We start from the raw sequence: 20,282 nt of genomic DNA on the forward strand, positions 1-20,282 counted from the left end.
GTGGGATAGGGAGGGAGGCGCGAAGCGCCGAAAGGGTGAGGGTGACGGCCCTTACCGCTCGCTCAAATAATACCGATCCACTGCCTTCAACCCCCCGTCCAGTTCATAAACGATCGGCTGCCCCGTCGGAATTTCCAGCGACGCAATCTCATCGTCCGAAATGCCCGACAGATGCTTGACCAGCGCGCGCAGCGAATTGCCGTGCGCCGCAATCAGCACCCGCTTGCCGGCCTTCAGTTCAGGCGCGATGCGCTCTTCCCAATAGGGCAGGACGCGCGCGATCGTGTCCTTCAGGCTCTCGGTCTGCGGGATCGGGATGCCCTTATACCGCAAATCCGCCGCCAGATCCCAGGGCGACCCTTCCTCTGGCAAGGGCGGCGGGATGTCGAAGCTGCGACGCCAGATCTTGACCTGATCGTCGCCGTGCAATGCGGCGGTCTCAGCCTTGTCCAGCCCGGTCAGGCCACCATAATGGCGCTCGTTCAGCTTCCACGATTTCTCGGTCGGCAGCCACAGCCGCCCCATCGCCTCCAGCGACAGGTTTAGCGTCTTGATCGCGCGGCTCTGAAAACTGGTGAAGGTCAGGTCGAAATCCAGACCCTTTTCCTTCATCAGCACGCCCGCCGCGACCGCCTCGCGCACGCCCTGCTCGGTCAGGTCGACATCCCACCAGCCGGTGAAGCGGTTTTCCAGATTCCAGGCGGACTGGCCGTGGCGGATCAGGACGAGATTGGGCATGCGCGTCTCCTTGCGGATTATTGCCCGCGTCCTTAGCGGATGCAGACGACAGGGCAACGGAAGGATGGCCATGGCGATCGAAAGGCAAACCATCGTCTATGACGGGCCGGGCGGCCCGTTCGAGGGTGTCGTGGCGGCGGACAGCGACTGGGATGCGCCACGTCCGGGCGTGATGATCGTCCCCAATGTGCTGGGCCAGAAGGAGGCCGACAACGTCATCGCGGAGCGGATTGCGGCGCTGGGCTATGTCGGCTTCGTCGCCGATACCTATGGGCAGGGCAAGCGAACGACCCGCGAGTCGCCCGATCCGGCGGTCTATATGAACGCGCTGAACGCCGACCGCGCGTTGCTGCGCGACCGGTTGTTGGCGAGCGTCGCGGCGCTGCATGCCTTGCCACAGGTCGATGCGGCGCGAACTGCGGCGACGGGCTATTGCTTTGGCGGCAAGTCGGTGATCGACCTCGCACGGGCCGGCGGCGACGTGCTGGGCGTGGTCGCATTCCACGGCATCTTCGATGCGCCCGATTATGTCTATGCAAAACCGATCGCGGCCAAACTGCTGGTCTGTCACGGCTGGGACGATCCGCTCGCGCCGCCGGAGTCAGTGACGGCGTTGGCGGCGGAACTGACGGTGGCGGGCGCGGACTGGCAGCTGCACGGTTACGGCCATGCGGGACATGCGTTCACCGATCCCGGTGTTAAGGCGGGCACGCGGCCCGGCTTCGGCTATGACGCCAATGCCGATCGGCGCAGCTGGCGGGCGATGACCGATTTTCTGGCGGAATTGTTCGCCTAGCCCGAATTCGGTCTGCCCTTATCGTCATCCCTGGCTTGACCCGGGACCGAGCTTCTTCGCCGTCGTCAGAAGCTGGGTTCCGGGTCACGCCCGGGATGACTGAGGGGGTTGGGCTGTCTTGGCTGGCTCTCGCCTCAGTAGCCGTCGCAACACCCGCCGCAGCAACACCAGCGCCGCGATCGTCGCGGCGAGGATCAGCACCGCGATCACCACCGCCGCGACCGGGTTGGCGAGGGCGAGGAACAACAGCCCGCCGGTCAGGATATCCTCACCGGTCGACACAACCGCGTTGCTGAACGGCTCCGGACTGGCATTGACCACCGCTCGCCCGCTGGCCTTGGCCCCGTGCGTGAGCAGCGCCCCGCCACCGCCCAGTAGCAGCGCGGCGACCTGCCATGCCGGGTCCGACGGATCGACGATGGCGAGCGCAAGCAGCGCGCCGCCGACCGGGCGGATCAGCGTGTGGACGGCGTCCCATGCCGAATCGACCCACATCACCTTGTCCGCGACGAACTCGATCACCGCGCCTGCCCCGGCGATGCCGATCAGCCACGGATTGGCGAGCACGTCGAGCGCCTTCAGTTGCGCCGGCAACTCGACCCAGCCGGTGTACATCGCCAGTCCGACCGCTAACACGCACAGGTAAAGCCGCCAGCCCGCCAGCAGGCTGACGCTGGCGGCGAGGCCGATGATCTCGACGGCGTTCACGCGGCGGCCCGCCCGCCGGTCAGCTGACGGGCTTGGCGGCGGGTTTGCGGGCGGCGGGCTTGCGCGTCGTTGCGCGTGGCTTGACCGGTGCTTTCGGCTTGGCCGCCGCCTTTACCGCAGGCGCCTTGACCACAGCCGCTTTCGCGGGTGCCTTGGGCTTTGCGGCGGCCGCCAGCTTCGTCGCAGCAGGCTTGGCAGCAGCTGACTTCGTCGCGGCGGGTTTCCGTGCAGCCGGCTTGCGCGCCGCCGGTTTCGGCGCGGCGGCGGGCGTTGACGGTGCAGGCGGCGGTGCGGGACTGTCGAACAACCGGCTCGATACCGTCTGCGCTGCCTTGGCTGCGAGCGCGGTCGCCAGGATGGTTGCACTCTTGCTCAGATTACCGGCCGCATCGGAGGGCTTGGGCGCGACGTCGGCCTTGGCATCGCCCTTGCGCATGCTGGAGGCCAGCGCGACCAGCCCGGCGGCGACGATGTCCGAAACCATCGGATGCTTCGCCAGTTCGACGAACTTTTCGACCTGCTTGCGGACTTCCTTGGGGATCTTGATCCCGTCATTCTTCTTGTCCGATTTCGCCGACTTGCTCTTCTTATCTTTGGCCACGGCCCGGTCTCCTGTTGTGTTACCGAAGCGTCACACCAACCGGGCGCTACGTCAATCGGCGAAAACTCTGGCGAAAATGGTGTCGACCTGCTTGAAATGATAGCCGAGGTCGAACTTGTCCTCGATTTCGGCCTCCGACAGCGCTGCGGTGACCTCAGGATCGGCCTTGAGCAATTCGAGCAGCGACAGCTCGCCATCGCTCTCCCACACCTTCATCGCGTTGCGCTGGACTTGGGCGTAGCTATCCTCGCGGCTCACCCCGGCCTGCGTCAGCGCCAGCAACACGCGCTGTGAATGGACCAGCCCGCCCATGCGATCCAGATTCTTCTGCATCCGCACCGGATAAACCAGCAGTTTGTCCATCACCCCGGTCAGCCGCGCGAGCGCAAAGTCGAGCGTGATCGTCGCGTCGGGGCCGATATAGCGTTCGACCGACGAATGGCTGATGTCGCGCTCGTGCCACAAAGCGACATTCTCCATCGCCGGGATTGTCGCCGCGCGAACCATGCGGGCGAGGCCGGTGAGGTTCTCGGTCAGCACCGGATTGCGCTTGTGCGGCATCGCCGACGAGCCCTTTTGCCCCGGCGAGAAATACTCCTCCGCTTCCAGCACTTCGGTACGCTGGAGGTGCCGCACTTCGACCGCGAGCCGCTCGATCGAGCTGGCGACAACCCCCAGCGTGGCGAAGAACATCGCATGGCGATCCCGCGGAATCACTTGAGTCGAAACTGGCTCGATCGCCAGACCCAGCTTCGCCGCGACGTGCGCCTCCACGCGCGGGTCGATATTGGCGAACGTGCCAACCGCGCCGGAAATCGCGCAGGTGGCGATGTCGTCGCGCGCCGCGATCAGCCGCGCCCTGTTGCGTTTGAACTCGGCATAGGCCTCCGCCATTTTCAGGCCGAACGTCACCGGTTCGGCGTGGATCCCGTGGCTGCGGCCGATCGTCGGGGTGAGCTTGTGCTCGAACGCGCGCCGCTTCAGCACCGCCAGCAACTGATCGAGATCGTCAAGCAATATATCGGACGCGCGCACCAGCTGCACCGACAAACAAGTGTCGAGCACGTCGCTCGACGTCATCCCCTGATGCATGAAGCGCGCTTCATCGCCGACTTGCTCCGCGACCCAGGTCAGGAACGCGATCACGTCATGCTTGGTCACCGCCTCGATCGCGTCGATTGCGGCGACGTCGATCACCGGCTTGGTCGCCCACCAGTCCCACAGCGCCTTTGCGGCGGATTGCGGGACCACGCCCAGATCGGCCAGCGCCTGCGTCGCATGCGCCTCGATCTCGAACCAGATGCCGAAACGGGTTTCGGGCGACCAGATCGCGGTCATGGCGGGGCGGGAATAGCGGGGGACCATGGCAAGCCTTTCGTGCGGAGCCGCCCCCTAGCAAAGCCATTCATCCCCGGCAAACCGCCGTGCTTGGAATCTTTTCTAAACGGTTCGTCGCGGATTCAGCACGTCATTGCGACGAGTCGAGTTAAGTTGCCGACAAGTTGAACGAGTGCGTAATTTTATAATGGAACGTGATAAATATGCAACGTGTTATATGGTTGCAGATCAATCGAGCTATCCTATCTGTTAATGCAAGAACAACGGATAGAATAACTTAGGAGACATATCATGTTGAAGAGCATTCTACTTGCCAGCGCTGTGATGATTTCGGCCCCTGCACTTGCGCAGGAGGCGGCACCACAGGAAACAACGCCTCCGGCACAGGAACAGACCGTGCCACCGGCCGCTGAGCCGACTGCGCCTGCCGACGCTCCGGCGCCCGCCGATGAAACCGCAGTCGACAGCACGGCGCAGACTGCACCGGCTCCGGCTGAACCTGCCGCACCCCCGGCTGAACAGCCGGCGCAGACCGCCGAGCAGACCCCGGCTCCCGCCGAGCAGCCAGCGCAGACCGCGCAGCAGCCTGCGCCCGCAGGTCAGCAACCGGCCAATGCGGCTCAGATCGCTCAGGTCGTCGATTCCGGCTTCCCGACTTACGACAAGGATGCCGACGGCAATCTGAAGGCGGAAGAGTTCGGTGCATGGATGGTGGCGCTGCGTTCGGCGAGCGAACCGGCCTTTACCGGTCAGTCGGCTGCCGACAAGGAGTGGATTACCCGCGCCTGGGCCGCTGCCGACAAGGACAAGTCGAACGGCATTAACAAGGACGAGCTTAAGGGCTTCCTTGCCCCCGCTGCCGCTTCCTAACGAGGCCCTCCGAGGCAGGGACCGCATCTCCTGCCTCAGCGGCCGTCGGACCTCGGTCCGGCGGCCGTTCTCTTGTTCAGTTTGCTGAAGCGCGAGTCCAGCTTCTGCCCACCGGCGTCAACAACATCGTCACGGCAACGACCTGAACAATTCCTGCAATTGCGCCAAGCAGGATTACTGGCTCATTCCAACGTTCGATGCCGATCGAAACCGCGCTGAAAACAGCGAACAGGATAAGAATGATGAGGGTCCATTTGGCGGCTTTGCTGCCTGCCCGTGTAACGGCAATGCCTAGCAGCAATACGATCCACGGCACGCCAAACGTAAAGACGGCGGCGAGCATCTTCCCATCCACGTCTACACGCCGGTCGAACAATCCGATCAGGTGAAGCGTCTCGAAAAGTGCGGCTACAGCCAGCAACAGCTCGAATCGAGCCTTGGTCACGAACGATGTCGCCCCCTGGTTGCCTTTCGCCATCGTCACATCAACCCCATCGCGCGCAGGCTGGAATGGCCTTCGGACCCCATGATGATGTGGTCGTGCACGCCGATGCCCAGTCGTTTGCCCGCCTCGACAATGTTGCGCGTCAGTTCGATGTCGGCGCGGCTCGGGCTAGGGTCGCCGCTGGGGTGGTTGTGGACCAGAATGATTGCGGCAGACCCCAGGTCGATTGCGCGGCGGATAACCTCTCGGACATAGACCGGCGCCTCGTCCACCGACCCCTCCTGCATCAATTCGTCGCGGATCAGCATGTTGCGACTGTTCAGATGGAGCACGCGCACCCGCTCGATCGCGTGATGCGCCATGTCGGCACGCAGATAGTCGAGCAACGCCTGCCAGTTTGCCAGCAAGGGCCGCGCGGCGACTTCCCCCCGCAAAAGGCGCAGCGCTGCGGTGTGGACAATTTTGATTGCTGCAACTGAGGTTTCGCCCATCCCGCCGACCCGCGCGATCGCTTCGCCATCGGCGGTCAGCAGGCCGCCCAGCCCGCCAAACTCGCGCAACAACGCCTTCGCCAGTGGCTTGGTATCCCGGCGGGGAATGGCCAGCGCGAGCACATATTCGATCAGCTCATGATCGAGCAGCCCCTCGCCATCGCTCAGCAACCGCTGGCGCAGGCGGGCGCGGTGGCCACTATTGTCGGTGTCGGCTTCCCCCATGGCCCCAAACCTAACCCGGTGTTCCGCGACAGGGAAGGGCGCAGCAATGTTGCGCTGCGGTTGACTCGGGGACACCCCCTTTCTAAAGCGCGCGTGCCTTGGCGGGCTCGCCGCTCGGCACATGCGTTTCGCCGGGCGTCACAGGCGCTGGAGAGACGAAATGGCCGAGAACGAGCCCGGACTGGACCCCCTCAAGGAGGATGCCCGCATCACCTCGCTCAACGAGCGGCTGGCGCAGGCGAAATCCGAAGAGGCGATCCGCAGGGGTGAGGGGCGCGACAAGGGCGATGCGGATTACCGCCTCGGCAGCCGCGTTCTGACCCAGCTGGTCGGTGGTTTGGTGGGTGGCGCCGTGGTCGGGTGGACGCTCGATCATTTTCTCGGCACTTCCCCGTGGTTCCTGCTCGGGATGCTGTTCCTCGGAATCGCATCGGCGTTCAGGAATATCATCAGGATTTCAAACCAGCGCTCGAAGTGATTTTCGGGCGCTTCGGTTAATTCTAGTCGGTTAAAGTGGGACGCAAGCGTGGCTGAGGAATCTGGCAAGATCGACCCGATGCACCAGTTCGAGGTGCAGGTTGTTGGTGGCCCGTGGGAGATTTTGGGCCAGCCGATCGCACTGACGAATTCGGCGGTGTGGATGCTGCTGACCGTCGCGGTGCTTTGGGTGTTCATGGCCGGTGGGATGAAGCAGGCGGTCGTCCCCGGCCGCTGGCAGATGCTGGTCGAGAATTTCACGGGCTTCATCGCCAAGCTGGTGGACGAGAATATCGGCAAGGGCGGGCGCAAATACCTGCCCTATATCTTCTCGCTGTTCATGTTCATCCTGTTCGCCAATTTGCTCGGCCTGCTGCCGATTGGCCTGTTCGGGCTGCACCCGTTTACCTTCACCAGCCATTTCACCGTCACCGGCGTGCTGGCGATCCTGTCCTTCTCGATCGTGCTGATCGTCGGTTTCTGGAAGCACGGGTTCAAGTTCTTCAGCCTGTTCGTGCCGGCGGGAACGCCGCTGCCGATGGTGCTCATCATCTTCCCGATCGAGCTGGTCTCGTTCCTGTTTCGCCCGTTTTCGCTGGGTCTGCGACTGTTCGTTGCGATGATCGCCGGGCATATCCTTTTGAAGGTGCTGGCCGGTTTCGTCATCAACGCCGCGAACGCCAGCCCCGTATGGGGCGGCGTGGTCGGCATTCCCAGCTTCGCGCTGATGATCGGCGTGTCCGCACTCGAAGTGCTGGTCGCCGGTATTCAGGCCTATGTCTTTGCACTGCTCACGTCGCTGTACATCCACGACGCCGAGCATCTGCACTGAGTTTCCCATTTACCGACCAACCCAACCACCAACGATATCTGAAGCAGGAGTTTTGAAATGGAACCGACCGTCATGATCAGCCCGGATGCGGCGAAGCTCATCGGCGCCGGCCTGGCCGCCATCGGCGCGGGCATGGCCGCAATCGGCGTGGGCAACGTCTTTGGCTCGTTCCTCGAAGGCGCGCTGCGCAATCCGGGTGCGGCCGATGGCCAGCAGGGCCGTCTGTTCATCGGCTTCGCGGCTGCCGAGCTTCTCGGCCTGCTCGCGTTCGTCGTGGCGATGATCCTGATCTTCGTCGCGTAATTTCTCCGGTTTCGGGCCGGGCCAAGCTTGCGGACTGGCTCCGGCCCGTATTCGGCTAGGAAAACAATGCCACAAATCGCGCAACTCACGCAGGACTCCTGGTACGTCGGTTCACAGCTATTGTGGCTGTTGCTGACGTTCGGTGCCGTCTATTTCTTCATCGGCCGGGGCATGGCGCCCAAGGTCCAGGCAAATGTCGATCAACGCGACAAGACCGTCGCCGACGATCTGGCCGCTGCCGAAGCCGCGCGTGTCGCAGCCGACGCCGCCGAAGAGACTTGGCGGGCGCATGAAAATGCGGCGCGTGAGGCGGCGCAGAAAAAGCTCGCCGAAGCGCGTGGCAAAGCCGCCGTGGCGACCGAAAAGCAGCTGGCCACGGCCGGCAGCGCGATCGACGCCAAGGTGGCCGAGGCCGAGGCGCGGATTGCGTCTGCGACCGGCGCGGCTCAGGCCGAGATCGAGGCGGTTGCGGCCGAGGCTGCGCAGGACATCGTCACGCGTATTTCAGGCGTGAAGGTCACTGCGGCTGAGGCACAGACAGCAGTAAAGGCGGCGATCAATGGCTGAAACCACAGCAGCAGTCGCCGCTGAGGGCGGTGCCGTGCATCACGCCGAACCGGCGGTGTTCGGCGTGCTCGACGCCACCGTGTGGGTCAGCATCGCCATGGCGGTGTTCATCGCCATCCTGATCTGGAAAAAGGTGCCGGCGCTCATCACGCGCGGCCTCGACGGCCAGATCGCAGCGATCAAGGCGCGACTTGAAGAAGCCAAGGCGCTGCGTGCCGAGGCCGAAGCCTTGCGCGACGAATATGCGCGGAAAATCGCCAGCGTCGAGGAACAGGCCGCAGCGATGGTCGCCCATGCCGACGAAGAGGCCAAGGCGGTGATCGCCAAGGCCAAGACCGACGCCGAAGAACTCATCAAACGCCGCGGCAAGATGGCCGAGGACAAGATCGCAGCCGCCGAGCGTTCGGCGCTGGAGGCGGTGCGCGCGCAGGCAGCCGATGCCGCCGCGAAGGCAGCGGCGTCGATCATCGCTCAGAAGCACGATGCCGGGGCCGACAAGGCGCTGGTCGATCGCACGATCGCGGGACTTTCGCGGTTGAACTAGACGCAGGTTAAGGCGATTTCGCCCTTCGCGTCGCTAACACGTTGATAACGTAACAAAGACGGGCGCGGCCACTTGCCGCGCTCGTCTTTTTGCGTATTGCCGACATGCTATGGGGGATGCTCGCAAAGACCGCGGCCTGATCGCGCTCATCATCGGCTTTGCCATCGTGGCCACGGCGGTGATCGGCGTGCTGTTGATGTTCAATGCACATCAAAAGGCACAGGCGCGCGTGCTGCACACGCTGACCGTGCAGGAGAGCCTTAGCCGGACGCTGTCGCACCTGCAGGATGCCGAGACGGGGACGCGCGGTTACTACATCACGCGCGATCTCGATTACCTTCGGCCATATATCGATGGCCGACGGGGTCTGGCGGCGGATTTGCGTTCGCTCCCCGGTCAGGTTGCGGACAATCCGTCGCAGGTGAAGCGCGCCGACGCCTTGGCGCAATGCGTGCGCGATCGCGTGCGGACGCTGGAGATCGGAGTCGCCGATGCCCGGCAAGGCCGTTTCGAGCGCTCGCAGCAGGTGGTTCGGTCCGGCGTCGGCAAGCGCCAGATGGACCAGTGCCGCGCCCTGATCGGCGAGATGAAGGCGGAGGAGCAGCGCCTGCTCGCCGAACGCAACAGCAATTTGCAGGATTGGGCCAATCGGCTGACCTTATGGCTGGTATTCGGCGGGATCGCGATCTTCGCACTTGCATGGTACGCCACACGCGATGCACGCCGCCGCGCGCGCGCTGCGATCAGGGCGGGTGACGCGCTGATCGTCGCCAACCAGCAATTGACCGAGGAAGCGGAAAGCCGCGTCGCCGCCGAGGCACAGGTGCGTCAGCTGCAAAAGATGGAGTCGATCGGCCAGCTGACCGGCGGCGTCGCGCATGATTTCAACAACATGCTGGCGATCGTCATTGGCAGCCTGGATATGGCGCGCCGCCGTTTGCGCAGCGATCCCGACAAGGCGAGCGAGAGCCTGAACAATGCGATGGAGGGGGCGGAACGCGCGGCACAACTGACCGCGCGGCTGCTCGCTTTCTCGCGCCAGCAGCCGCTCGCGCCCAAGGCGGTCGATGCCAACAAACTGGTCGGCGGGATGTCGGAGATGCTTCGCCGCACGATCGGTGAGGATGTGCGGATCGAAACCGTATTGGCCGGCGGCCTGTGGCCCGCGTTCATCGACGGCGCGCAGCTTGAGAACGCCGTGCTCAACCTGTGCGTCAACGGGCGCGACGCGATGCCCGATGGCGGGCGGCTGACGATCGAAACCAACTGTGCGCACCTCGACGACGCCTATGCCGCCGCGCATGCCGAGGTTGTCGCCGGGCAATATGTCATGGTGTCGGTCACCGACACCGGCACCGGCATGCCACCCGAGGTGGTCGAGCGCGCGTTCGACCCATTCTATACGACCAAGGGTGTCGGCAAGGGCACCGGGCTTGGCCTCAGTCAGGTGTTCGGCTTCGTCAAACAGTCCGGCGGCCATGTGAAAATCTATTCCGAACCGGGCGTCGGTACCACGGTGAAGCTGTATCTGCCGCGCCATTTCGGCGAGGCGGAAACCACCGGCACAAACGATGGCGACACCGCAGAACTCCCGCGCGCGCAGGGCGACGAGATCATATTGGTGGTCGAGGACGAGGATCGCGTGCGGCACATGTCGGTCGATGCGCTGCGCGAACTGGGCTATGTCGTGGTACAGGCGGCGGACGCTAACCAGGCGCTGACCGTGCTGGAAATCCAGCCGCGTATCGACCTGTTGTTCACCGATATCGTCATGCCCGACATGAACGGGCGGCTGTTGTCGGACCGTGCGCGGGTCATGCGCCCGGACCTGAAAGTGCTCTACACCACCGGCTATACCCGCAACGCGATCGTCCATAACGGGATGCTCGACCACGACGTCGCGTTCTTGGCCAAGCCCTTTACCGTGCAGCAGCTGGCGGTGAAGGTGCGGGAAGTGCTGGATAGCTAGAGCATGATAACGACTTCAGCTTGAACCAACCTCCGTCACCCCGGGCTTGACCCGGGGTCCCGCTAATGGCGAGCGCTCGAAGAAGCGGGACCCCGGGTCAAGCCCGGGGTGACGATAAATCAGCATGATGTCGTCACGCTACAAAGGCGGGCGAGCTAGTCGCCCTCAATTCGTCGGACGCGGCTTCACGAACTTAAACACGAACTGGTCGCTCTTGCCGCGGATCGAGGGGTCGAACACGCTGGCGGTGCGCGGGTCAGACGGGTTGCGCAGGATCTCCAGCTTTCCGGCGAAACGGAAACCGGCCGCCTGAATGGCCTTGCGCGCCACTTCCGGATCGATGCGGTGGATCGCGTTCGGCGCCTTGTTCTCCGGATCGGCATTGGCGACATGGTCGATCACCAGCAGCACGCCGCCGGGTTTCAGCGAATTGTACAGCTTGCGCGTTACCGACTCCGCCGTGCCCTTTGGAAAGGGCGCGAGGAACAGGTCGTGATAATTCTGGACCGTCACGATCACGTCGAGCTGTTCGGGGAAGCTGAACGCCGGGAAGCTGCCGTTGACCGCGACCGCGTTGGACAGCCCTGCCACCGCAGCCGTCTGTTCCTCGCCATAGGCGGCGCGGAACGTGATGAACTCGGCGGGCTGATAGGCATAGACCTTGCCCTTTGGCCCCACGAGCGGGGAGAGGATGCGCGTCCAATACCCGCCGCCCATCACGAAATCGCCGACCTTGTGCCCCGGCTTGACCCCGGCAAAGGCGAGGATTTCGGCGGGCTTGCGCACCGCGTCGCGTTCGCGCTGATCGGCGGGGCGCGAGCTGTCGGCCAGCGCAGCGGTGATTGCGGGCGTGACCTTCTGTGCGGCGAGCGGCGCGGCGGTGGCCAACAGGATGGTGGCGGCCAAGGCAAATTTCATGATCTTCCTCCCCAGAAACGCGTAAAAGCTATGGTTAGCACCGATCAGCAGCAATCTTCTTTCGACGAACGCCCGACCGGACCCTATTTCTTCAGCAGATCGAGCACCGCGACCGTCATCGCCTGAGTCCCCAGCGTCACCGAAGACTTCGGATCGATCCGGAAGAACGGCGAATGGTGACCGGGGACCGGCTTGCCGCCCGCCTTCTCGGCGTCGATATCCGCCTGTGGCGTGCCGCCGACGCCGAAATAAGCGCCCGGCACCTTTAGCTCGGGCTGAATGAAATAGGCGAAATCCTCCGCGCCCATGCTCTCGCGGGGTTCGACGAGGATGATGTCGTTGCCGAACGCGCTGGTGAAGGCACCGCGTACCCGCGCGGTCAGTGCGGGATCGTTGAGCGTCACCGGAGTCGATTCAAACCCGACTTTGACCGTGGGTAGCTTGTCCTCGGGCAAACCATTCATGCGGCCGACATTGGCGGCGATGCGCTTGATCCCGTCGAGCAGCTTCTTACGCGTGGCCTCGTCATCCGACCGCACGGTCAGCTGCAATTCGGCCTTGTCGGAAATGATGTTGTGCTTGAACCCCGAATGGAACGACCCGACCGTCACCACGCCGGGGCGCAGCGGCGCGATCTCGCGGCTCACCAAAGTTTGCAGCGCCATCACGATTTCCGCGCCCATCACGATCGGGTCCTTGCCCATGTGCGGTGACGCGCCATGGGTGCCGACGCCGTGGATGGTGATATCGACGCTGTCCGATGACGACGAACTGATCCCGGGTTCGAGCAGAAGCTTGCCCGTCGGGGTGCCGGCCGACACATGGAAAGCGACGGCGAAGTCGGGCTTGGGAAAGCGCGTGTAGAGGCCGTCGGCCAGCATCCGCCGCGCCCCGTCGATCCGCTCCTCGCCCGGCTGAACGACGAACACGATCGTGCCCTTCCACCGGTCCTTCATCTTCGCCAGCTGGCGCGCGGTGCCGATCATCGACGTGATATGCACGTCATGCCCGCACGCATGCATCACCGGTTTGGTCACCCCGTCAATATCGACCTGGGTGACGGCGGAGGGATAGGCGACGCCGCTATCCTCTTTCAGCGGCAGCCCGTCCATGTCGGCGCGGACCAGCAGCACCGGGCCGTCGCCATTCTTCATCACCCCGACCACGCCGGTCCCGCCGACCTTTTCGGTCACCACGATCCCGCCGACCGCGCGCAACTCCTTCGCCATGATCGCGGCGGTGCGGACCTCTTTGAACGACAATTCGGGGTTTTTGTGAAAATCGATGAACAGCTTTTCCAGATGCGCGGCATAATCCGCCTCGATCGCCGGTGCGAAGTCCGGTCCCGCCAACGCGGGCGCGGCGAGCAGCGATGTGGCGAGCAGAACGGTGAGCAGGCGCATTGTGACGGTCCCCTAAGTTACCGACAGGCTATCAGATGGATGGAGCGACGCAATCCGCGCATCATGCCGATACCGCCGCCGGGGTTGCGCCACCGCCATAAGTGAGCCGTCGCCACAGCCATTCCATCGGCCCCTGCGCGAAATGCCGCAACCACAGGATCGACCACAGCATCTGAAGCACGAAACAGGCGAGCGAAATCGCCAGCACGGTGAACGGTCCGACATGCCCGGCCAGCCCGAACCCGATCCCGAAATAAATGGCGATCCCCAGCAACGTCTGGGTCAGATAATTGGTGAGCGCCATGCGACCCGCAGGGGCAAGCAGACCCAGCACCGGTTTTGCGACGGGCCACGCCAAAATGAACAGGGCCGCATAAGCGAGCGCCAGCGGGATCGTGCCGAGCAGCGAGCCGATGCCGGTCTGATTCAGCCCCGGCGACACCGCATAGAGATAGCTCATCGGCAACCCGACCACCGCCCCGACGATCGCCGTGCCGACCAGCAATCGCCGGTTATTAAGTAACGTCCCCGCGATCAGGTGGCGGCCAGCCCACATCCCCAGCAGCATCATGCCCAGTACCTTTGGCAAGCGCCAGCTGTCGAACAGCCCCCAGATGCGGAATATCCAGCCGCTGGATTTCCACTCAAGAAAACTGGCCCAGTCGGGCCGCTGAAGCCACGCGACCAGATCCAGTTTCGGGTCGAGAAACTGCGGCGTCAGATAGCTTGCCAGCCCGAACAGCACGTTCCACGGTGCCCAGCCTAACGCCTGAAACGCGGGCGCGGCGACCACCGGCAAGAGCATCAGGCCGAACGCGGTGGCGAGCAGCGCCCGGTTCGACACCGTGCGGAAGAACGGCAGCAGCAGACCCAGCAACGCGTAGAGCATCAGGATATCGCCATCCCAGATGCACACCAGATGGATCACCCCAAACCCCAGCAGCACCAGCAGCCGCCGCCGGAACAGCCGGATGCCATCGACGCCGCGCCGCTCCACCCGGTCCAGCTGAAGCGCAAACCCAAGCCCGAACAGCATCGAGAAGATCGTGTAGAATTTCCCGTCGACCAGCAGCTTGTGCCAGAACCACAATCTCTCGGTCGCCGCCTGCCCGAACTGCGCGATCGACCGGCCCGGCGGCATGAAATCCCAGCCCGAGAAATACAGCGCATTGGCGAACAGGATGCCCATCAGGCAAAAACCACGCAGCGCGTCCAGCACCACGATTCGCTCCGCCGCGCTCGCCCCGCGCGCGCCATCCGCCACCGTCCCCATATCGCTATCTCCCCCCGGAAAGGATCAGGCTCAATCCGGCGCGGCAAATTGTCAATCATGATAGCAAGATGCGCATACTGACCCTAGATCAACATGACGATGTCCGACCCGAAATCCCCGAACCGCTTCAACGAAGACTCCGCCACCTTCGCCGTGCGCGGGTCGGAGACGCCCGATCTCGACGCGGGCGTGGCGGCGATCCGCAATGTGCTGAAGACCTTGCCGGCGCGCCCCGGCGTCTATCGTATGCAGGATGCGCGCGGCGACGTGCTCTATGTCGGCAAGGCCCGCGCGCTGAAGAACCGCGTCGCCAACTATACCCAGCCCGCCAAACTCTCGAACCGCCTGCGCCGGATGATCGCGCAGACCCGGTCGATGACGATCGTGACGACCAATAACGAGGCCGAGGCGCTGTTGCTGGAGGCGCAGCTGATCAAGCGCTTTCGCCCCGCCTACAACGTCCTGCTGCGCGACGATAAGTCGTTCCCCTACATCCTCCTGCGCGGCGATCACGCCTTCCCCCGCGTCCAGCTTCATCGCGGCGCGCGCCGGTTCAAGGGCGATTATTTCGGCCCGTTCGCCGGGGCGGGGCAGGTCCGCAAGACGCTGAACGCGCTGCAAAAGCTGTTCCTGCTGCGCTCCTGCACCGACGGTTTCTTCAACACCCGCGACCGGCCGTGCCTGCTCTACCAGATCCGCCGCTGCTCCGCCCCCTGCGTCGATCGCATCGACAAGGATGGCTATGCCGAACTGACCGCCGACGCCCGCGCATTCCTCTCGGGCAAATCGACTCAGGTTCAGGCCAAGCTGGGCGAGGCGATGACCGCCGCTGCGGAGGCGATGGACTTCGAACAAGCCGCCGTCCTGCGCGACCGGCTGAAGGCGCTGACCTTCATTCAGGGGTCACAGGCGATCAATGCCGAGGGTGTGGGCGACGCCGATATCTTTGCACTCGCCGCGAAACAGGGCAGCATCGGCATCCAGGCCTTCTTCATCCGCGGCGGTCAGAATTGGGGCCACCGCGCCTTCTTCCCCGCGCACACCAACGAAGTGCCGGAGGATGAGGTGCTGACCCAGTTCCTCATGCAATTCTATGAGGAAGTGCCCCCGCCGAAGCTGGTGCTGCTCGACCGCGACCTGCCCGACGGCGAGGTGCTGGCGGAGGCGCTGGCCGAGCGCGCCGGGTTCAAGGTCGCGCTGTCCCAGCCGCAACGCGGCGCGCGCCGCAAGCTGATGGAACAGGCGCAGCGCAACGCGACCGAGGCGCTCGACCGGCGGCTGGCGGAATCGACCACGCAGGCAAAGATCCTGCGCGAAGTCGCCGACCTGTTTGGCCTCGCCGAAGCGCCCAACCGGATCGAGGTCTACGACAACAGCCATATTCAGGGCACCAACGCCGTCGGCGCGATGGTCGTCGCCGGGCCGGAGGGGTTCCGCAAGGGCGAGTATCGCAAGTTCAACATCAAGAGCGCCGCCACCGACGACGATTTCGCGATGATGCGCGAAGTGTTTGGCCGCCGTTTTGCCCGCGCGCAATCCGAAGACCCCGACAGGGATCTGGGCAACTGGCCCGACCTCGTCCTGATCGACGGCGGCAAAGGCCAGCTGAATTCCGCGCGCGGCGTGCTGGAGGAATTGGGGATCGAGGACGTCTGCCTGGTCGGCGTGGCCAAGGGCCCGCATCACGGCCGCGACGGGCGCGAAGTCTTCCACTTGCTCGACGGCCGCGAATTCCAGCTCCCTGTCAACTCGCCCGCACTCTTCTACCTCCAGCGCCTGCGCGACGAAGTTCACCGCTTCGTCATCGGCGCGCACCGCGACAAGCGCACGAAAGCTATCGGCGCATCCCCGCTGGACGAAGTCCCCGGCATCGGCCCGGCGCGGAAGAAAGCACTGCTGATGCATTTCGGCACGGCGAAAGCGGTGCGCGGCGCCAGCCTGGAGGATTTGCGCAAGGCACCGGGCGTTTCGGCAGCGGTGGCGCAGCAGCTTTACGACTATTTTCATATGGGATGAAAATAATAAAGTACTTTTTTACTTGCGCCCTGCACACGCAATTACTTTGACCTTGATCCATCCACCTGATCCGGGTGGCTTACTAACCATGCGCGGTTGACCAGTTTCTAAAACTTTAAGGCATGCTTTGCCATCGGTTAGACCAATTTGATTCTCATCGACCTTGCCGGGTGCCGAGTAGAGTTTAGCACCATCCGCATCTGCGACTTTGAGTTGATCGTCGACCTTGAGCTCGCCATATTGTCGACCGCCCCTTATGACCCAAAGGCGGCCGTCAGGCGGGGCGAGCTGGCCCGATTTGGTGACTTGATAATAAGTCCATCCCTCCTCGCTTTGGGACGTTTCTTCCTCCTTATTAATGACTTGGTTTGTATCAACCACGATCTTAGCGAGATAGATCGCCCCTAGAAATGCGATAACGAATACGATGGCGCGTATTCGAGGGGGAGCGTCTCGGAGAAAAAAGTAGAGCAAGACCGCGCCAATCAGCCAGATGACAGCGATTAGTCCGTTGGTGTTGCCTGAAAGCCGGGAGATAATTTCCGGCAAGTTATCGATTAATTTTTCAATCCATTTCATGCTGATGCCCCCCCCGGGAAAATTTATCGTGTGTGATCGTTACGATAAACGCAATAGGCTCGTTTTCTGCGAATATTGCGAGGTCAACTGCCCAAGTGAGTTTTACACGCACGCTAACAGCACTTGCTCACGGCGCGGCAGCCGCTACTTTCGCAACAAACACCGGGGGTTATCATGTTGCGTAAAACCGCGCTGCTCTGCGCATTGCTCACGTCTGCCACATCGGCATGGGCGGGCGACAAGCCGCTCTACGCGCCCGTTCCGGATTGGGTGAAGCCCGCACCGCCAGTGGACACGGCCAAAATTGGCGACGATGCGCCGGTATTCCTGATAATCGATCAGCAGCAGCGGCTCGCCGATGGCCAAGTGTGGCATTATATCGAGAGCGCCACGCGCATCGCTTCGCCGCAAATCCTGACTCAGGCGGGCACGATCCAGATGCCGTGGAACCCCGATCATGGCGACCTGATCGTCCACAGCGCGTCGATCCTGCGCGGCGGCGAGACGATCGACCTGCTGACCGGCGGCAAGCAGATCCCGGTGATCCGGCGCGAACAGAAGCTGGAGCAGATGCAGCTCGACGGGATGCTGACGGCAACGATGCCGGTCGAGGGGCTGCGCGTCGGCGATGTGCTGCGGCTGCGTTTCACCACGACGCGCAAGGACGCGACGCTGGCCGGCAATGTGCAGAGCAGCCTGCCGCTCTTCGCGCAGCCGATGCGCGTCGGCTTCGGCCGCGCCCGCCTGATCTGGCCAGAGGCGTCGACGGTGAATTGGCGATCCTATGCGGGTTACGTCAAGCCCGAGGCGGTGAAGATCGCCGGTGGCTATCGTGAGGTCAGCGTGCTGCTGCCGATCGCCAAGCAAGTCGAGATTCCCGGCGACGCGCCGATGCGGTTTCAGTCGCTGACCTTCATGGATGCCACCAGCTATGCCGATTGGGGTGCCGTGGCAAAGACGATGGCGCCGCTTTACCGCACCGAGGGGCTGATCGCGGCGGGCAGCCCGCTGGCGAAGGAAGTGGCGACGATCGCCGCCGCTTCGACCGATCCGCGCGTCCGTGCGGCGGCGGCGCTGCAACTGGTGCAGGACAAGGTCCGTTACCTGTTCAACGGCATGGCACAGGGCAATTACGTGCCGCAGACGCCCGCCGACACCTGGTCGCTGCGCTATGGCGATTGCAAGGCCAAGACGCTGTTGCTGGTGGCGATCCTGCGCGAGCTGGGGATCGAGGCGGACGCCGTGCTGGTGCACAGCAAGATGGGCGATCTGGTGCCGAAGCGGCTGCCGATGCCGGGGGCGTTCGACCATGTCATCGTCCGCGCGATGGTGGGCGGCGAAAGCCTGTGGCTGGACGGCACGTCGAGCGGTGATCGCATGGCCGATCTGGCGAACGTCCCGCCGTTCCGCCACGCGCTGCCGTTGCGCGAGGCTGGGTCCGAACTGGTCGTCTTGCCCCAACGGCCCGCCGCGCGTCCCGACATCGATGCGCAAATAGATATCGACCAGAGCGCCGGGATCCATTTTCCCGGCCCCTTTACCGCGAAGATCAGCATGCGCGGGCAGGTCGTTCAGCTCGTGCGCGGCGCGGTCGCCGCGCTGGGCAAGGACGAGACCGAGAAGATGATCGGCAATATGGTCGGCAACTATATCGAGACCGGTACCTACACCCAGCGCAAGTTAAGCTTCGACGATGTGGCAGGGACCGCCGTCATCACCGCCAGCGGAGTCGCCTATCCCAATTGGGCGCGCGAGAATGAGCGGTTCAAGCTCACGCTCGACAATGCGGTGCAGGCTATCACCTTTGAACCCGACCGCAGCCGCATCACGTGGCGCGACCTGCCGGTGACCACCGGCGAAGCGGGCCATACCCGTATCCGCACCAGCTATCGCCTGCCCGGCGGCGGCAGCGGGTTCGCGTTCGACGGCGATCAGAAACTGCCGACGCAGATGGCCGGACGCATCCTGTCGCGTCAGGCGACGCTGTCGGGCGATGCGCTTCAGGTCGAGGATCGCACGATTGCGACCGGCGCCGAAGTCGCGCCGGCCGATATCGGGCCGGCGCGGCTGCAATTGTCACAGGCGAAGACGCGCCTGTTGCGCGGCGTCGCGCCCGCCGCCTATCCGCAGCGCTGGCAGGATGTCGCCACCGCGCGCAAGGCTGGCGGGTTCCAGAAGATCCTGGCCGTCTATGCCCAGGCGATCGCCGCCGATCCGGGTGAGGTCGACGGCTATACCAACCGCGCCTGGTTCCATGAGCGCGTGTTCGACTATCCGGCGGCGATCCGCGACATGGACAAGGCGATTTCGATTGCCCCGTCGGTCGATTCGCATCTGCGTCGCGCCGGCCTGTTCCACACCACCGGACAGCTCGACAAGGCGATTGCCGATGCCGATGCCGCGCGTGAACTCGACCCCGGCTCGACCGCCGCGATCAGCACCGCGATCAACCTGCGCGGCGAAAAGGGACAGCGCGACGCGGCGTTGGAAATGGTCGATCGTCAGATCGAATCGGCTGGCAAGGACAAGCCCGGTTTCCTCTCGCTCAAGGCCGATTTGCAGGCCGATGGTGGACAGGTCGATGCGGCGCTGGCAACGCTGGACGCGGCGATCACCGCGCATCCGGGCAATGCCGTACTGCTCAACAGCCGCTGCTGGGTAAAGGGCACGCACAAGGTCGCGCTCGACACGGCGCTGCGCGATTGTTCGCGCGCGATCGAACTGAGCGACAATCCCGCCCCCGCGCTCGACAGCCGCGCGATGGTGTATTTCCGCCTGGGGCGGATGGAGGAAGCGCTGGGCGACCTGAACGCCGCGCTCGACAGCGTGCCCGACATGCCCGCCGCGCTTTATCTGCGCGGGGTGGTGCGCAAGGCGAAGGGCGAGAGCGGGGCCGATGCCGACGTGCTCGCCGCACGCATGATGTCGCCACAGATCGACGTTAAATACGGCAAGTGGGGGATCAAGCCGTAAGCGTGTCCCGACTTCTTGGGAAATTTTCACCCGATGCGACAAAGCGGCGATCATGCCGGCCCGTATTTTCCTACAAGCCCTCGGCCTGCTATCATCGCCGGGATGACCACGCACCGCCCCCCGCCATGCGAATGCGCCACCCCGCGCCTCTCAACCGCGCGCGACACACATGCGTTTTTCGTCAAGACTGTCAAAAAACTGAACCCCTCCGTTCAG

The 20,282-nt window shown here is 63.8% G+C and carries 20 protein-coding genes; 10 read left to right on the forward strand and 10 right to left on the reverse strand.

The window, feature by feature from the left end; genetic code table 11:
- Positions 1-51: 51 nt before the first annotated feature.
- On the reverse strand, positions 52-738 hold the full coding sequence (gene gpmA / locus U1702_RS00645) for a 2,3-diphosphoglycerate-dependent phosphoglycerate mutase (protein ID WP_332721312.1): 687 nt from the start codon (positions 736-738) through the stop codon (positions 52-54).
- A 70-nt stretch (positions 739-808) separates the two neighbouring features.
- On the opposite strand from gpmA, the gene U1702_RS00650 reads away from it, so the two are divergent.
- Positions 809-1,534, forward strand: a complete 726-nt coding sequence (locus U1702_RS00650) for a dienelactone hydrolase family protein (protein WP_332721313.1) — start codon at positions 809-811, stop codon at positions 1,532-1,534.
- An 84-nt stretch (positions 1,535-1,618) separates the two neighbouring features.
- Here the strand turns inward: U1702_RS00650 and U1702_RS00655 are convergent, their stop codons facing one another.
- From U1702_RS00655 to purB, 3 genes are read right to left on the reverse strand one after another with little or no spacing between them, the layout of a single operon-like run.
- Positions 1,619-2,242, reverse strand: coding sequence for a DUF4126 domain-containing protein (locus U1702_RS00655; RefSeq protein WP_332721314.1), 624 nt, complete (start codon positions 2,240-2,242; stop codon positions 1,619-1,621).
- A gap of 19 nt (positions 2,243-2,261) precedes the next feature.
- Complete coding sequence (locus U1702_RS00660) at positions 2,262-2,843, reverse strand: hypothetical protein (RefSeq protein ID WP_332721315.1); 582 nt, start codon at positions 2,841-2,843, stop codon at positions 2,262-2,264.
- Between the two features lie 51 nt (positions 2,844-2,894).
- Entirely contained in the window at positions 2,895-4,208 is a 1,314-nt protein-coding gene (purB, locus tag U1702_RS00665; protein ID WP_332721316.1) for an adenylosuccinate lyase, read from the reverse strand.
- Positions 4,209-4,472: 264 nt separating this feature from the next.
- Here purB and U1702_RS00670 point away from each other — a divergent pair, with 264 nt between their 5' ends.
- Positions 4,473-5,051, forward strand: coding sequence for a CREC-EF hand family protein (locus U1702_RS00670; protein ID WP_332721317.1), 579 nt, complete (start codon positions 4,473-4,475; stop codon positions 5,049-5,051).
- A 76-nt stretch (positions 5,052-5,127) separates the two neighbouring features.
- On the opposite strand, the gene U1702_RS00675 is transcribed toward U1702_RS00670, so the two are convergent.
- Both U1702_RS00675 and radC read right to left on the reverse strand, forming a co-directional pair.
- The gene (locus U1702_RS00675) at positions 5,128-5,529 is read right to left on the reverse strand and encodes a hypothetical protein (protein ID WP_332721318.1); all 402 of its coding nucleotides are present in this window, start codon (positions 5,527-5,529) and stop codon (positions 5,128-5,130) included.
- Positions 5,530-5,531: 2 nt separating this feature from the next.
- Complete coding sequence (gene radC, locus U1702_RS00680; protein WP_332721319.1) at positions 5,532-6,212, reverse strand: RadC family protein; 681 nt, start codon at positions 6,210-6,212, stop codon at positions 5,532-5,534.
- Between the two features lie 160 nt (positions 6,213-6,372).
- On the opposite strand from radC, the gene U1702_RS00685 reads away from it, so the two are divergent.
- The 6 genes from U1702_RS00685 to U1702_RS00710 all read left to right on the forward strand — a co-directional run bounded on the left by U1702_RS00685 (position 6,373) and on the right by U1702_RS00710 (position 10,904).
- Positions 6,373-6,690, forward strand: coding sequence for an AtpZ/AtpI family protein (locus U1702_RS00685; protein WP_332721320.1), 318 nt, complete (start codon positions 6,373-6,375; stop codon positions 6,688-6,690).
- 48 nt (positions 6,691-6,738) lie between these two features.
- On the forward strand, positions 6,739-7,521 hold the full coding sequence (locus U1702_RS00690) for a F0F1 ATP synthase subunit A (protein WP_332721321.1): 783 nt from the start codon (positions 6,739-6,741) through the stop codon (positions 7,519-7,521).
- Positions 7,522-7,596: 75 nt separating this feature from the next.
- A complete protein-coding gene (locus U1702_RS00695; RefSeq protein ID WP_332724521.1) occupies positions 7,597-7,824 on the forward strand; it encodes a F0F1 ATP synthase subunit C in 228 nt (75 codons plus the stop codon).
- A gap of 66 nt (positions 7,825-7,890) precedes the next feature.
- On the forward strand, positions 7,891-8,391 hold the full coding sequence (locus tag U1702_RS00700) for a F0F1 ATP synthase subunit B family protein (protein WP_332721322.1): 501 nt from the start codon (positions 7,891-7,893) through the stop codon (positions 8,389-8,391).
- Positions 8,384-8,935 (forward strand): F0F1 ATP synthase subunit B family protein, encoded by a 552-nt coding sequence (locus U1702_RS00705; protein WP_332721323.1) that lies wholly within the window; start codon positions 8,384-8,386, stop codon positions 8,933-8,935. Before U1702_RS00700 ends, U1702_RS00705 begins: the two co-directional genes overlap by 8 nt.
- Positions 8,936-9,044: 109 nt before the next feature.
- Positions 9,045-10,904 (forward strand): CHASE3 domain-containing protein, encoded by a 1,860-nt coding sequence (locus tag U1702_RS00710; protein ID WP_332721324.1) that lies wholly within the window; start codon positions 9,045-9,047, stop codon positions 10,902-10,904.
- A gap of 165 nt (positions 10,905-11,069) precedes the next feature.
- On the opposite strand, the gene U1702_RS00715 is transcribed toward U1702_RS00710, so the two are convergent.
- The 3 genes from U1702_RS00715 to U1702_RS00725 all read right to left on the reverse strand — a co-directional run bounded on the left by U1702_RS00715 (position 11,070) and on the right by U1702_RS00725 (position 14,498).
- Positions 11,070-11,822, reverse strand: coding sequence for a class I SAM-dependent methyltransferase (locus U1702_RS00715; protein WP_332721325.1), 753 nt, complete (start codon positions 11,820-11,822; stop codon positions 11,070-11,072).
- 83 nt (positions 11,823-11,905) lie between these two features.
- Positions 11,906-13,225 (reverse strand): amidohydrolase, encoded by a 1,320-nt coding sequence (locus U1702_RS00720; protein WP_332721326.1) that lies wholly within the window; start codon positions 13,223-13,225, stop codon positions 11,906-11,908.
- A gap of 61 nt (positions 13,226-13,286) precedes the next feature.
- Entirely contained in the window at positions 13,287-14,498 is a 1,212-nt protein-coding gene (locus U1702_RS00725; protein ID WP_332721327.1) for a DUF418 domain-containing protein, read from the reverse strand.
- A 99-nt stretch (positions 14,499-14,597) separates the two neighbouring features.
- Between U1702_RS00725 and uvrC the strand changes: the two genes are divergently transcribed.
- Positions 14,598-16,514 (forward strand): excinuclease ABC subunit UvrC, encoded by a 1,917-nt coding sequence (uvrC, locus tag U1702_RS00730; protein ID WP_332724523.1) that lies wholly within the window; start codon positions 14,598-14,600, stop codon positions 16,512-16,514.
- Positions 16,515-16,532: 18 nt separating this feature from the next.
- Here the strand turns inward: uvrC and U1702_RS00735 are convergent, their stop codons facing one another.
- On the reverse strand, positions 16,533-17,093 hold the full coding sequence (locus U1702_RS00735) for a hypothetical protein (RefSeq protein ID WP_332721328.1): 561 nt from the start codon (positions 17,091-17,093) through the stop codon (positions 16,533-16,535).
- 174 nt (positions 17,094-17,267) lie between these two features.
- Between U1702_RS00735 and U1702_RS00740 the strand changes: the two genes are divergently transcribed.
- Positions 17,268-20,066 carry a DUF3857 domain-containing protein gene (locus tag U1702_RS00740; RefSeq protein WP_332721329.1) on the forward strand — a complete coding sequence of 933 codons (2,799 nt, stop codon included), beginning with the start codon at positions 17,268-17,270 and terminating at the stop codon, positions 20,064-20,066.
- Positions 20,067-20,282: the final 216 nt, after the last annotated feature.

Origin of the sequence: Sphingomonas sp. LT1P40 (genome assembly GCF_036663835.1) — a bacterium.
Taxonomy (GTDB): domain Bacteria; phylum Pseudomonadota; class Alphaproteobacteria; order Sphingomonadales; family Sphingomonadaceae; genus Sphingomonas.